The organism is Klebsiella sp. DY2415, from assembly GCF_026314315.1.
Lineage (GTDB): Bacteria > Pseudomonadota > Gammaproteobacteria > Enterobacterales > Enterobacteriaceae > Klebsiella > Klebsiella ornithinolytica.
On the sequence record NZ_CP111115.1, the window covers coordinates 2176523 to 2190295 of the forward strand.

The 13773-nt window shown below is 61.2% G+C and carries 9 protein-coding genes; 7 read left to right on the forward strand and 2 right to left on the reverse strand.

The genetic code is table 11. From position 1 onward, the window contains the following. Positions 1-142: 142 nt before the first annotated feature. Positions 143-496 (reverse strand): DsrE/DsrF/TusD sulfur relay family protein, encoded by a 354-nt coding sequence (locus OQV00_RS10125; protein WP_004863493.1) that lies wholly within the window; start codon positions 494-496, stop codon positions 143-145. A 70-nt stretch (positions 497-566) separates the two neighbouring features. Between OQV00_RS10125 and nasR the strand changes: the two genes are divergently transcribed. From nasR to OQV00_RS10160, 7 genes are all read left to right on the forward strand, one after another. Then, positions 567-1754 carry a nitrate regulatory protein NasR gene (nasR, locus tag OQV00_RS10130; RefSeq protein WP_266280261.1) on the forward strand — a complete coding sequence of 396 codons (1188 nt, stop codon included), beginning with the start codon at positions 567-569 and terminating at the stop codon, positions 1752-1754. A 269-nt stretch (positions 1755-2023) separates the two neighbouring features. Then, the gene (locus OQV00_RS10135; protein ID WP_032717152.1) at positions 2024-3280 is read left to right on the forward strand and encodes an ABC transporter substrate-binding protein; all 1257 of its coding nucleotides are present in this window, start codon (positions 2024-2026) and stop codon (positions 3278-3280) included. Position 3281: 1 nt separating this feature from the next. Continuing rightward, entirely contained in the window at positions 3282-4166 is an 885-nt protein-coding gene (gene ntrB, locus OQV00_RS10140; protein ID WP_004863487.1) for a nitrate ABC transporter permease, read from the forward strand. Between the two features lie 10 nt (positions 4167-4176). Then, on the forward strand, positions 4177-4965 hold the full coding sequence (locus OQV00_RS10145) for an ABC transporter ATP-binding protein (protein ID WP_004863483.1): 789 nt from the start codon (positions 4177-4179) through the stop codon (positions 4963-4965). Between the two features lie 9 nt (positions 4966-4974). Then, complete coding sequence (gene nirB / locus OQV00_RS10150) at positions 4975-9036, forward strand: nitrite reductase large subunit NirB (RefSeq protein ID WP_182952392.1); 4062 nt, start codon at positions 4975-4977, stop codon at positions 9034-9036. Then, positions 9036-11636 (forward strand): nitrate reductase, encoded by a 2601-nt coding sequence (locus OQV00_RS10155; protein ID WP_088402111.1) that lies wholly within the window; start codon positions 9036-9038, stop codon positions 11634-11636. Before nirB ends, OQV00_RS10155 begins: the two co-directional genes overlap by 1 nt. Positions 11637-11740: 104 nt before the next feature. Next, positions 11741-13117 (forward strand): YchO/YchP family invasin, encoded by a 1377-nt coding sequence (locus tag OQV00_RS10160; protein WP_266280264.1) that lies wholly within the window; start codon positions 11741-11743, stop codon positions 13115-13117. Here OQV00_RS10160 and narL read toward each other — a convergent pair. Beyond that, positions 13114-13764 carry a two-component system response regulator NarL gene (gene narL / locus OQV00_RS10165; protein ID WP_004863467.1) on the reverse strand — a complete coding sequence of 217 codons (651 nt, stop codon included), beginning with the start codon at positions 13762-13764 and terminating at the stop codon, positions 13114-13116. The genes OQV00_RS10160 and narL overlap by 4 nt on opposite strands. Positions 13765-13773 lie beyond the last annotated feature (9 nt).

The following is a 13773-nucleotide window of genomic DNA, read 5'->3' on the forward strand; positions in this document are numbered from 1 at the left end:
GCAGACGAATGCTGATTTTGATCAAAAAAAGGGATAAAGATTAAACAAAAATGATGTTGTGCCTGAAAGCATTCAGCTGACTTAGTTTTTTGATTAACAAACGCTGCCTCGGTGATATTAAATCCCGCCAGAGGCCCTCTTTTCAGAAGGTCAGGATTTTATCGGCCGCCAGCGTCCACTGCGCCAGCTCCACCAGAGTGCCAATCTCCACGCCGTCAATCAGCGGCAGCGCGGTGATCCCGCGGCCGTCGGCGCAGGTTTTGCACAATTTCACCGGGACATTCTGGGCGGTGAGGATCTCCAGCATTTGCTGAATGTTATAGCCTTCCGCCGGCTTTTGTCCGCGCAGGCCTGCCGTCACCGCGTCAGACATTAAAAACAGTTTCAGATCGAGTTCAGACTGCTGTTCGCGCAGGGCAATCGCCAGACGCAGGCTATTAAACAGCGATTCGCTACCGTAGGCAGCACCGTTGGCGATAATCACAATACTTTGCATAAGGACTCCTTGGTATAAGGCACGGTTATTGCTTGTGGTTAAAGTATAAAGCGTTGACCCGGGAGGGGGTATGAATAATACGGCTGGCATCTCGCCTGAGGCCAACAGGTGGTTTCACCGCGCGCGGCAGCTGCAAAAAGAGCAGCTACGCCAGCTGGCGCAGCAGGGTACGCTGGCAAGCCGGATAAGCGCGCTGGTACACATGCTACAGTGCGAACGCGGTGCGTCCAACCTTTGGCTCTGCTCCGCTGGACGGCTCTATGCCGCGGAGTGCCGGGCGGGCTCGGCACTGGTGGATGAGCAGCTTATCGCCTTTCGCGAGGCGCTGGAAGCGGTGCGGGAGTGCGCCAGCGGCGCGCTATGCTGGCGGATTGCCAGCGCGCTCTGGTACCTGGAGCAGTTGCTGACGCTGCGCCACGCCGTGCGCGGCCGCGCTATCATCGCCGAAGAGGCGACAAACCAGTTTAGTCGCATTATCCGCCACTTATTAAATATTGTCCCGCAGCTCAACGACAGCATTGACGACCCGCAAATTGCCGGGCGCATGGTGGCGCTCTACAGCTTTATGCAGGGGAAAGAGCTGGTGGGGCAGGAGCGCGCGCTGGGGGCATCCGGCTTTGCCCGCGGCCAGTTTAGCGATGAGCTCCGCCAGCTGCTGGTGGACAGAATCGATGGTCAGCAGCCCTGTTTTGACAGCTTCCAGGCGCTGGCGGAGGCGCCGCAGACTGCGCTGTTTATGACCCAGTGCCAGGCCAGTCTGGAAATTGAGCAGCTGCGGCGGATCGCCTGTACCCGACAGCCCCCGGCAGATGAGGGGGAGACGGCGCTGCGTTGGTTTTGCGCCCAGACGCAGCGTCTGGAGCAGATGCGAGGTCTGGAAGAGCGGCTGATTGACGACCTGCTGAGCGTTGCCGATAACCTGCTCAGCGGCGAAGCGCCGCCCGCCAGCTGGCCGGAGGAAGAGGGTGATGACGGCATCGCGCGCCGTCTCGATAAACAGCTGCTGCCGCTGGTTCGCCAGCAGGCCCTTGAGCTCCAGCAGCTCTCCGGGCAACTGGCCTCGCTAAAAGATACGCTCGAAGAGCGCAAGCTGATTGAAAAAGCGAAAAGCGTGCTGATGGTTCATCAGGGAATGCAGGAAGAGCAGGCCTGGCAGGCGTTGCGGAAAATGGCTATGGATAAGAATCAGAGGATGGTGGAAATCGCCCGCGCGCTGCTGACGGTAAAGGCGTTGTGGTCCATAACCCCAAAGGAGTAGATGCACGATGGTTGGGCAGCGGCTGCCTGTCAGCGGTGCAATGAGCGGCGGGAAGCCGCCCGGCGCACAGCGGAAAACGGCCTGACACCGCCTCTGTGAACATTGGCATCTGTTTTGCAATATCCTGCAGACAACGGTTAATGCGTTAAATCGTTCAGTAAACAATTTTGGGCAACAGGCCAACGGCGGTTTGTGTGTCCATGGATAAAGGCGTCCTGCAGTGCATCAGCACTGTCGGGCGCTTTTTTTTTGCGTGTTCTGGAGCGGGTATGGGCGATAAATTTTCGATTTCACGACGGCATTTTTTACAGGCAGGCGCCGCGCTGGGCGGGGCGATGTTGTTGCCCGGCGTGATGCAGAGCGCATGGGCGGCAGGATCCGATAAGCCGGAGCAATCTACCGTACGAGTCGGATTTATTCCGCTGACGGACTGCGCGCCGATCGCGATCGCGTCGCTGAAAGGGTTCGATAAAAAATATGGCATTACCCTGGTACCGACCAAAGAAGCCAGCTGGGCGGCGGTGCGCGACAAACTGATCGCCGGTGAACTCGATGCGGCACACATTCTCTACGGCCTGCTGTATGGCCTCGAACTGGGGATCGCCGGCAAGCCGCACGCAATGGCAAACCTGATGACCCTCAACCGCAATGGCCAGGCGATTACGCTCTCCAGCGACCTGCGGGAGAAAGGGGTGACCGACCTCGGGGGGGTGAAACGGCTGATCGGCCAGCGCGCGCCGGGCAGCTACACCTTTGCCCACACCTTTCCCACCGGGACGCACGCGATGTGGCTCTATTACTGGCTGGCCAGCGGTGGCATCGACCCGTTTACGGACGTACGCACCGTGGTGGTGCCGCCGCCGCAAATGGTGATGAACATGCGTATCGGCAACATGGTTGGTTTTTGCGTCGGCGAACCGTGGAACGCGCGGGCGATCAACGACCGTATCGGTTTTACCGCAGCCACTTCGCAGGCCATCTGGCCGGAACACCCGGAAAAAATTCTCGGCACCCGCAGCGAATGGGTCGAACGCAATCCGAACACCGCCCGCGCGCTGGTCGCGGCGGTGCTGGATGCGGCGCGCTGGATTGACGCCTCGGAAGAGAACAAACGAGAGACGGCGCGCATTCTGGCAAAACGCGCCTGGCTGAATACCAAAGAGCAGTATCTCACCGGACGGATGCTCGGGGAGTACGACAACGGGCTGGGACAGCGCTGGCAGGACGCACACCCGATTCGCTTTTACGACCAGGGAGAGGTGAGTTTTCCCTGGCTGTCGGACGGAATGTGGTTTTTAACCCAGTTCCGCCGCTGGGGATTACTAAAAACGGCCCCGGATTATCAGGCGGTGGCCGGGCGCATCAACCGCATTGACGTCTGGAAAGAGGCGGCGCAGGCGGTGGGCGGCATCTCTACGCCGGCTGCGCTCATGCGCAGCAGCACATTAATAGACGGTACGGTCTGGACGGGGGCCGATCCGGAAGGTTACGCCCGCGGCTTCGCGATTCAACGTAAGGGGGCATGAAATGAAACACGCGCACAGTACGCAACCTGTTATTGCCACAGAAAAAACGCCGGGCGAAGTGATTGTCCTGCCACCGGTACAGGTCCGACGTCCGACGCCGCCCGTCAGGCGCTGGCTACGTGAAACCGTACAGCGGCTCCTGCCACCCCTGCTCGGGCTGGGGCTGCTGTTGCTCTGCTGGCAGCTGGCGGCGATCAACGGCAAGGGCTTTCCGACGCCGCTGAGTACGCTCGATTCCGCGCTGACCCTGTTTGCCGATCCTTTCTATCAGGACGGGCCGAACGACATGGGCATCGGCTGGAACGTGTTGGCGTCACTGCAGCGGGTGGCGGTGGGCTTTGGGCTGGCGGCGCTGGTGGGGATCCCGCTGGGCTTTTTGATTGGCCGCTCGCTGTTCTTTGCCCGCATGTTTAATCCGCTGATTGCGCTGCTGCGCCCGGTCAGTCCGCTGGCGTGGCTGCCTATTGGCCTGCTGCTGTTCCAGAAGGCGGAGCCGGCATCGAGCTGGACCATTTTTATCTGCTCTATCTGGCCAATGGTGATTAACACTGCCGAAGGGGTACGCCGCATTCCGCAGGATTATCTCAACGTGGCTCGCGTTTTACAGCTGTCGGAGTGGACGGTGATGCGGCGCATTCTCTTCCCGGCCGTGCTGCCCGCGGTGCTGACCGGCGTGCGTCTCTCTATTGGCATTGCCTGGCTGGTGATCGTCGCTGCTGAAATGCTGACCGGCGGCCTGGGGATCGGCTTCTGGATCTGGAATGAATGGAACAATCTCAACGTGGAAAACATCATCATCGCCATCGTCATTATCGGCGTCGTCGGCCTGCTGCTGGAGCAGGGGCTGATGTTGATCGCTCGTCGCTTCAGCTGGCAAGAAAAATAGGAGAATCGCTATGAAACCATTAATTCAGGTGCAGGCCGTCAGCCAGCGCTTCCATACCGCCAGCGGCGAATTTCTGGCCCTGCAAAACGTCTCTTTCGACATTTATGAAGGGGAGACCGTGAGCCTGATTGGCCACTCAGGATGCGGTAAATCCACGCTGCTGAACCTGATTGCCGGCATTACCTTACCCACGGAAGGCGGACTGCTGTGTGATAACCGCGAAATCGCCGGGCCGGGTCCCGAGCGCGCGGTAGTCTTCCAGAACCACTCCCTGCTGCCGTGGCTGACCTGCTTTGACAACGTGGCGCTGGCGGTCGACCAGGTTTTTCGCCGCACCATGAGCAAAGCCGAGCGCAAGGCGTGGATCGAACACAACCTTGAGCGGGTGCAAATGGGTCATGCGCTGCACAAGCGTCCGGGGGAGATCTCCGGCGGCATGAAGCAGCGGGTAGGGATTGCCAGAGCGCTGGCGATGAAGCCGAAGGTGCTGCTGCTGGATGAACCGTTTGGCGCGCTCGATGCCTTGACCCGCGCCCATTTGCAGGATGCGGTGATGCAGATTCAGCAGGCGCTGAACACCACCATCGTGATGATTACCCATGATGTTGATGAGGCGGTGCTGCTCTCTGACCGCGTCATGATGATGACCAACGGCCCGGCGGCGACGGTGGGCGAGATTCTCGCTATCGACCTGCCCCGGCCGCGTAATCGTGTTCAGCTGGCGGATGACAGCCGTTATCACCACCTGCGTCAGCAGATTCTCCATTTCCTCTACGAAAAACAGCCGAAGGCGGCGTAAGGGGCGGCGATGAAGCGGCGACTGGTGATTATCGGCAATGGTATGGCGGCCACCCGGCTGGCGGAGACGCTGGTGGCGCGGGGGGGCGACAAATTTCAGATAGTGATTATCGGGGATGAACCCTGGCAGGCCTATAACCGTATCCAGCTGTCACCGGTACTGGGTGGGGAAAAAACGCTGGCGCAAACGCGGCTGCTGCCAGAGGAGTGGTATCACCAGCACGGCGTGACGGTACGCAACGATGAATCGGTGCTGGCGGTGGAGATAACGACGCGAACGCTGCGCACCACCCGCGGCGAGCTCTCCTGGGATGAGCTGATTTTCGCCACCGGTTCACAGGCGTTCATCCCGCCGCTGCCCGGTGTGGCGCTGCCGCACGTCTACGCATTTCGCACCTTTGCCGATGTGGCCGCCATTCTGGCAACCGGCGGCCCGGCGGTCGTGATCGGCGGTGGGGTGCTCGGCGTCGAGGCTGCGGCTGCGTTACGACGTCATGGTGACAATGTCACTTTGCTGCATCGCGGCGACCGGCTGATGGAACAGCAAACCGATGCCTTTGCCGGTCAGCAGCTACAGCAACAGCTGGAGGAGCGAGGGATCCAGTGCGTCACCGGCTGCGGGATTGCCGCGATTCGCGAGCATGAGGTTGTGCTGGAGGATGGCCGGGCGTTTGCCGCCAGTCGCGTAGTGCTGGCGACCGGCGTGCGCCCCAACATTCAGCTGGCGCAGCGAAGCGGCCTGGCCTGTCGGCGCGGCATTATCGTGGACCGTCAGCTGGCGACCGCGCTGCCGGGGGTTAGCGCTCTTGGCGAATGTTGCGAAATTGACGGCCAGACCTGGGGACTGGTGGCGCCCTGTCTGCGCCAGGCTGAGGTGCTGGCCGGGCGGCTATGCGGCACGCCGGAGGCGGATTTTCACTGGCAGGATAGCGGTACCCGCCTGAAAGTCACCGGCATCGCGCTGTTCAGCGCCGGCGATCCGCAGGCCAGCGACCACGATGAGATCTGGACCAGCTGGGACCCGCTGGCCCGCCACTACCGCCGTCTGCTGGTCCGCGACGGCAAACTACAGGCTGTTTTGCTGCTGGGCGACTGCGCAAATGCCGCGCCGCTCACCGCGCTGCTGGCTACCCCCGCGCAGCCAGACTGGCTTTTTGATCCTTCTTCAACGCAGCCGCGCGCTGCAGGTGAATTTTCTATGACAAAACCTGTTTTGGTGCTGGTCGGACACGGCATGGTCGGCCACCATTTTCTCGAGCAATGCGTCAGCCGTAACCTGCATCAACAGTTTCGGATCGTGGTGTTTGGCGAAGAGCGTTACGCCGCCTACGACCGGGTGCATTTATCAGAATATTTTGCCGGTCGTAGCGCGGAATCGCTGTCGCTGGTGGACGGCGATTTCTTCGCCCGGCACGGAATTGAACTGCGGCTGTCCGAGACGATTACGGCCATTGACCGTGAAGCGCGGGTGGTACGCGATACCTGCGGCCATGAAACCCACTGGGATAAACTGGTGCTGGCGACCGGCTCATATCCATTCGTTCCGCCGGTGCCGGGCCACGATCTGGAGGGCTGTTTCGTCTACCGCACCCTCGACGACCTCGACCGTATTGCCGCCTGCGCCAGCAGCGCAAAACGCGGGGTGGTGATTGGCGGCGGGCTGCTGGGGCTGGAGGCCGCCAACGCGCTCAGACAGCTGGGGCTGGAAACCCACGTGGTGGAGTTTGCGCCGAATCTGATGGCGGTCCAGCTGGATAGCCCGGGCGCCGCGATGCTGCGGGAGAAAATCAATGATATTGGCGTCGGTGTCCATACCAGCAAGACGACTCAGAGTATTGCGCGCGGTGACAATGGCCTGGTGCTGAACTTTGCCGATGGCGGATCGCTGGCTACCGACATGGTGGTCTTTTCCGCCGGGATTCGTCCTCAGGATACGCTGGCGCGCGGCAGCGGACTGATGGTAGGAGAACGCGGCGGGATCGTCATCGACAATCAGTGCCGCACCTCCGATCCGCAGGTGCTGGCGATTGGCGAATGTGCCCTGTGGCAGGACAAAATCTATGGCCTGGTGGCGCCGGGCTACCAGATGGCGAGAACGGCGGCGGCAATGTTGGCTGGAGAAGAGGCGAGCTTCAGCGGCGCCGATATGAGCACCAAACTGAAACTGCTGGGCATCGATGTAGCCTCTTTCGGCGACGCCCAGGGACGCACGCCCGGTAGCCAGAGCTACCAGTGGACGGATGGTCCGGGGCAAATCTACAAGAAAATTGTCGTCTGCCAGCAGAACAAAACGCTGCTGGGCGGCGTGCTGGTGGGCGATGCCAGCGATTACGCCACGCTGCTGCAAATGATGTTGAACGCGATGGCGCTGCCCGCGCGCCCGGAAAGCCTGATTCTGCCGGTGCAGGAGGGGAGCGCGCCAAAAGCGCTGGGGGTAGCGGCGCTGCCGGACAGCGCGCAGATCTGCTCGTGCCACAACGTCACTAAAGGTGATATCTGCCGGGCGGTCAGCGCGGGCGCCAGCGATATCCCGGCGATAAAAAGCTGTACCCGGGCGGCGACCGGTTGCGGTGGATGCAGCGCGCTGGTCAAGCAGGTGATGGAATATCAGCTCTCGGCGCAGGGCGTGGAAGTGAAAAAAGATATCTGCGAACACTTTCCGTGGTCGCGTCAGGAGATCTATCACCTCGTGCGCGTGAATCATATCCACACCTTTGATCAGCTGATTAGTCGTTACGGTCAGGGACACGGCTGCGAAATCTGTAAGCCGCTGGTGGCTTCAGTTCTGGCCTCCTGCTGGAATGAGTATCTGCTGAAACCGGCGCATTTACCGCTGCAGGATACCAATGACCGCTACTTCGCCAATATTCAGAAAGATGGCACCTATTCAGTGGTCCCGCGTATGGCGGCAGGCGAAGTGACGCCGGACGGACTGATTGCCATCGGACAAATTGCCAAACGCTACCAGCTGTACAGCAAAATTACCGGTGGCCAGCGTATCGATCTGTTTGGCGCCCGGCTCGAAGAGCTGCCGGCTATCTGGCGCGAGCTGGCGGAGGCCGGCTTTGAAACCGGTCACGCCTACGGCAAGTCGCTGCGAACGGTGAAATCCTGCGTCGGCTCGACCTGGTGTCGCTACGGCGTTCAGGACTCGACGGCGCTGGCGGTCACCCTTGAACATCGTTACAAAGGATTGCGTGCGCCGCACAAGATCAAAATGGCGGTCTCCGGTTGTACTCGCGAATGCGCCGAGGCGCAGGGGAAAGATATCGGGGTGATTGCCACGGAAAAAGGCTGGAATCTTTACGTCTGCGGCAACGGCGGGATGAAGCCGCGACATGGCGATCTGTTTGCCAGCGACCTCGACGGCGCGACGCTGATCCGCACGGTTGATCGGCTGCTGATGTTCTATATTCGCACTGCCGACCGGCTGCAGCGAACCAGCACCTGGATGGATAACCTCGAAGGCGGAATCGACTACCTGCGCGAGGTGATCCTGGAAGACAGCCTCGGGATTGGCGAAGAGCTGGAGCAGGAGATGGCGCGGGTGGTGGCGAGCTACCAGTGTGAATGGCAGACCACTCTGAACGATCCGCAGCGGCTGGCGCTGTTCCGTTCCTATGTTAACAGCGATCGGCCGGATGAGGCCGTGCAGCGGCAAATGTTGCGCGGTCAGCCTCAGCCGGTCATCGCGCCGGTACGCCGCGAAGGTGAGGTGTCGACCCGGCCATGGCAGGCCATTTGCGAACTGGCGGCGATTCCCGCCCAGGCCGGGATCGGCGCGCGGCTGGGCGAACGGCAGATTGCGCTGTTTCGTTTTGGCGAACAGGTTTATGCCCTCGACAACCTGGAGCCCGGTAGCGACGCCAACGTGCTGTCGCGCGGTATGCTGGGCGATGCCGGCGGGGAGCCGATGGTCATTTCGCCGCTGTATAAACATCGTATCCGGCTGCGCGACGGGCGTCCCTGCGATGGCGGTGAACCGATGGTCCGCGCCTGGCCGGTGAAGATCGAAAACGGCACGGTGTGGGTCGGGAACCAGCTTCTGCTGGCGCGTGCGGAGGCCTCCTGATGGATGAAATCCGCACCACCTGTCCCTATTGCGGCGTGGGCTGCGGCGTGCTGGCACGAAGGGAGGAAAATGGCCAGGTCAGCGTGCGCGGCGATGAGCACCATCCGGCAAACCTGGGACGCCTGTGCGTAAAGGGCGCGGCGCTCGGCGAAACCACTGGCCTGGAGGGGCGATTGCTGAGGCCTGAGCTGGAGGGGGAACCTGTCAGCTGGTCACGGGCGCTGACGGTTGCCGGTAGCCGGCTGCGGCAAATCATTGAGCAACACGGGCCGCAGGCGGTGGCGTTTTACGCCTCCGGACAGCTGCTCACCGAGGACTACTACGCGGCGAATAAACTGATGAAGGGATTTATCGGCGCCGCCAATATCGATACCAATTCCCGGCTCTGTATGTCCTCGGCGGTGACCGGATATAAGCGCGCCTTTGGCGCCGACGTGGTGCCGTGCAGCTATGAGGACGTGGAAAACAGCGATCTGGTGGTGCTGGTGGGTTCGAACGCCGCCTGGGCGCATCCGGTGCTCTATCAGCGGCTGGTTCAGGCGAAACGTGATAATCCGCGGATGAAAGTGGTGGTGATTGATCCGCGTCGAACCGCCACCTGCGATATCGCCGATAGCCACCTGGCGGTTGCGCCCGGCAGCGATGGCGGACTGTTTGTCGGTTTACTGAGCGCCATTGCCGAGGCCGGTGCGCTGACGGGCGATTTTCGCGACCAGGCGCAGGCGCTGGCCGCCGCTGCAGCCTGGGACTCGGCACAGGTGGCCGAATTCTGCGGGCTGGACATGGAGCAGGTCGCCGGGTTCTATCGTGATTTCATCGCTGCGCCGCGGGCGATAACGCTCTACACCATGGGGATCAATCAGTCGGCCAGCGGTAGCGACAAGTGTAATGCCATTATTAACGTCCACCTCGCCAGCGGGAAGTACGGGCGTTCGGGCTGCGGGCCGTTTTCGCTGACCGGACAGCCAAATGCGATGGGCGGCCGCGAGGTGGGCGGCCTGGCGACGATGCTGGCTGCCCATATGAATTTTGAGCCGCAGGATCTGCACCGGCTGTCGCGCTTTTGGGGCAGCGAACGGCTGGCGCAGACGCCGGGACTGACGGCGGTGGACCTGTTTGCCGCCATTGGCCGCGGTGAGGTGAAAGCGGTGTGGATTATGGGCACCAATCCGGTGGTGTCGCTGCCGGACAGCCTTGCCGTCAGCCAGGCGCTGGCCGGCTGTCCGCTGGTGATCGTTTCCGAAGTGAGCGCCCGGACGGATACGGCAGCGTTTGCCCATATCCGTTTCCCGGCGCTGGCGTGGGGAGAAAAAAATGGCACCGTCACCAACTCGGAACGCCGTATTTCCCGTCAGCGCAGCTTTCTGCCGCCGCCGGGGGAAGCCAAAGCCGACTGGTGGATAATCGCGCGCATGGCCGAACAGCTCGGCTTTGGCGCCGCCTTTGCCTGGCGCCATCCGCACGAAGTCTTTAGCGAGCATGCCGCGCTTTCGGGGTTTGAAAATAACGGCCAACGGGCGTTCGATATCGGTGGGCTGGCGGATCTCAGCCGTGAGGCGTGGGACAACCTGGCGCCGGTTCGCTGGCCGGTCAGCCGCAGCGGCAGCGGTCTTGATTTACAGCAGGGCTGGCACGGCGATGGCAAATTGCGCATGGTGCCGGTGACGCCCCAGGCCACGCGTGCCGCGACCGACGCCTTTTATCCGCTGATCCTCAATAGCGGCCGCATTCGCGATCAGTGGCACACTATGACCCGTACCGGCAGCGTGCCGCGCCTGATGCAGCATATTGCCGAACCGATCGTGGAGATCGCGCCAGCGGATGCCCGACGCCTGCAGCTGCGCGAGGGAGAACTGGCGCGAATCTGGTCGCGCAATGGAGTGATGGTGGCCAAAACGGTGGTCAGCCGCGGGCAGCGTCCCGGCTCGCTGTTTGTGCCGATGCACTGGAATAATCAGTTTGCCCGACGGGGGCGGGTCAACGACCTGCTGTCGGCGGTAACGGATCCCTGGTCCGGACAGCCGGAAAGCAAACAGGTGGCGGTGGCGATTGCACCCTGGCGTCCCGCCTGGCACGGTGAACTATTTTGTCGCCAGCCGGTTCCGCTGCCGGTCGCGGTCCACTGGCGTCGGCGGGCCGCGCTGGCGGTAAACCATCTCTCTTTAGCCGGAGAACACCCTCCGCAGGGATGGCTAACCGACTGGTGTCGTCAGCAGGAGTGGCAGATACAAACCGCGCAGGCCGGGGCAGTATGGAGCCTGCTGGCCTGGCATGAGGGAAGGCTGATGTTGGGCTGGTGGAGCAATCCTGGCGAGCCGCAAATCGATGCCGGGTGGATCGCCGATGCGTTTCACTCTCCGCCGCAGACGCCCGAGCAGCGGCACGCGCTGCTCGGCGGGAGAAAAAGCGGCGAGACAGCCCCTGCGGGGCGGATTGTCTGCAGCTGCATGAGTATTGGTGAACGCGCGATTGGTGAGGCCATCGCCAGCGGTTGCCGCACGGTCGGCGAACTGGGCAAGGTGCTGAAATGCGGTACCAACTGCGGCTCTTGTATTCCCGAGCTCAAAGCGCTGCTGGCAGAGGAGCAGATACGGGCATGAGGTTCGGGTTATTCCTGGAATTGCCTTTGGGGCTACGGGAGAGGGAAAAAAACGGTAAACTTAAAGACTGTCATTATCCTACGTGAGCCAATGTAACCGATTTAATGCCTGTGTCGTACCGCGTGACCCCACTCCTTTCAATACTCCTGCTGCTGGCAGGCGTTCCTGCTCGTGCCCTGCAGGGAAATACGGCGTTCAGTGAAAAACAGGCGGCGCTGCCGGATCTGGGGATTGCGCCGCAGGTGGATGACGACGCCCGCCATTTTGCCGAAGTCGCGAAAAAGTTTGGTGAGGCCAGCATGAGCGATAATGGCCTGACGACCGGCGAACAGGCGCGAATGATGGCCATCGGCAAGCTTGGCAATGAGCTGAGTCATCAGCTGGAAAACTGGCTCTCGCCGTGGGGCAATGCCAATGTCGATCTGCGGGTGGATAAAGAAGGCAACTTCACCGGCAGTCAGGGCAGCTGGTTTATCCCGCTGCAGGATAACGGCGATTACCTGACCTGGAATCAGTATTCCGTCACCCGGCGGGAAAACGATCTGGTGGGGAACATCGGTCTGGGACAGCGCTGGCGAACGGGCGACTGGCTGCTGGGCTATAACTCGTTCTACGACAAAGTGCTGGGTGAAAACATGGCGCGAGGCAGCCTTGGTGCCGAAGCCTGGGGCGAATATTTGCGCCTGTCGGCCAACTATTACCATCCCGTCGGGAGCTGGCAGCAGGGCGAAAGCCTGACCCAGGAACAGCGGATGGCAAGCGGCTACGATGTCACCGCCCAGGCGCGGCTACCGTTCTATCAGCATATTAATACCAGCGTCAGCGTCGAGCAGTACTTTGGCGATAGCGTCGACCTGTTCCATTCCGGTACCGGCTACCGTAACCCGGTGGCGGTGTCGGTGGGGCTGAACTATACCCCCGTGCCGTTAGTGACTATGACCGCAAAACATAAGCAGGGCGAAAGCGGGCTCAGTCAAAACAACGTCGGACTGAATCTGAACTACCGTTTTGGCGTGCCGCTTAAACAGCAGCTGGCGGCCGATGAGGTGGCGGTCAGCCGCTCCTTGCGCGGCAGTCGTTACGACAGCCCGGAGCGCGATCATTTACCGGTGGTCGAGTATCGTCAGCGTAAATCGCTGTCGGTCTACCTGGCGACGCCGCCGTGGGATTTACAGCCGGGGGAGACGGTTCAGCTGAAGCTGCAAATTCGTAGCCTGCATGGGATAAAGTCGCTGAAATGGCAAGGCGATACGCAGTCGCTGAGCTTAACGTCTCCCGTGGATACCCGCAGCCCGGACGGCTGGAGCGTGATTCTTCCGGCCTGGAACAGCGAGCCGGGAGCGACCAATCTGTGGCATCTGTCGGTGGTCGTGGAAGACAAAACGGGTCAGCGCGTTTCATCCAATGAGATCGCGCTGGCGCTGACCGAGCCGCTGGTCAAATTCTCGGCCGACGGCGTCATCTGGCGGGATGCTCCTTAGAAAATCCGCTCCTGGTGTACCCATACCGCCGCTTCAACACGTGATTTCAGCTTCATTTTCTTCAGCATATGCTTAACGTGCACCTTCACGGTACTCTCGGTTATCTCCAGACGACGGGCGATCATTTTGTTCGGCAGCCCCTGGGCGATGAGCTTGAGAATATCCCGCTCGCGCGGCGTCAGCTGGCTGATATCGCGGTCTGAGGTGGCGCGGTTGGCGCGCAGGCTGGCAGCCAGCACCGGCGTGAGCGCTTCGCTGAGGACCATCTCGCCTGCCGCGGCCTGCTGCAACGCTTTTAAGAGATCTTCTGGCTCCATGTCTTTCAGCAGGTAGCCGTCAGCGCCGCGTTTGAGGGCGGTGACCACATCTTCTTCGTGGTTAGAGACGCTGAATACCACGATTCGGCCGGAGAGCGACTTTTCACGCAGCTTATCGAGGGTTTCCAGACCGTTCATGCCGGGCATGTTGAGATCCAGCAGGATCAGATCGGGGTCCAGCGTCTCCGCGAGGGCGATACCTTGTTCACCGTTGCTGGCCTCGCCAATAACCTGAATATCGCTGGCCATACTGACCAGCTGTTTGACGCCGGTGCGCAGCATCGGATGATCGTCAATGAGAAGGATGGTGGCCCGTTCCTGTTGACTCATAGGGTTCTC

Excerpts from the sequence above, each read along its gene's own strand:
- OQV00_RS10125 (WP_004863493.1), bottom strand. The coding sequence starts at position 496 with ATGCAAAGTATTGTGATTATCGCCAACGGTGCTGCCTACGGTAGCGAA.
- nasR (WP_266280261.1), top strand. The coding sequence starts at position 567 with ATGAATAATACGGCTGGCATCTCGCCTGAGGCCAACAGGTGGTTTCAC.
- OQV00_RS10135 (WP_032717152.1), top strand. The coding sequence starts at position 2,024 with ATGGGCGATAAATTTTCGATTTCACGACGGCATTTTTTACAGGCAGGC.
- ntrB (WP_004863487.1), top strand. The coding sequence starts at position 3,282 with ATGAAACACGCGCACAGTACGCAACCTGTTATTGCCACAGAAAAAACG.
- OQV00_RS10145 (WP_004863483.1), top strand. The coding sequence starts at position 4,177 with ATGAAACCATTAATTCAGGTGCAGGCCGTCAGCCAGCGCTTCCATACC.
- nirB (WP_182952392.1), top strand. The coding sequence starts at position 4,975 with ATGAAGCGGCGACTGGTGATTATCGGCAATGGTATGGCGGCCACCCGG.
- OQV00_RS10155 (WP_088402111.1), top strand. The coding sequence starts at position 9,036 with ATGGATGAAATCCGCACCACCTGTCCCTATTGCGGCGTGGGCTGCGGC.
- OQV00_RS10160 (WP_266280264.1), top strand. The coding sequence starts at position 11,741 with ATGCCTGTGTCGTACCGCGTGACCCCACTCCTTTCAATACTCCTGCTG.
- narL (WP_004863467.1), bottom strand. The coding sequence starts at position 13,764 with ATGAGTCAACAGGAACGGGCCACCATCCTTCTCATTGACGATCATCCG.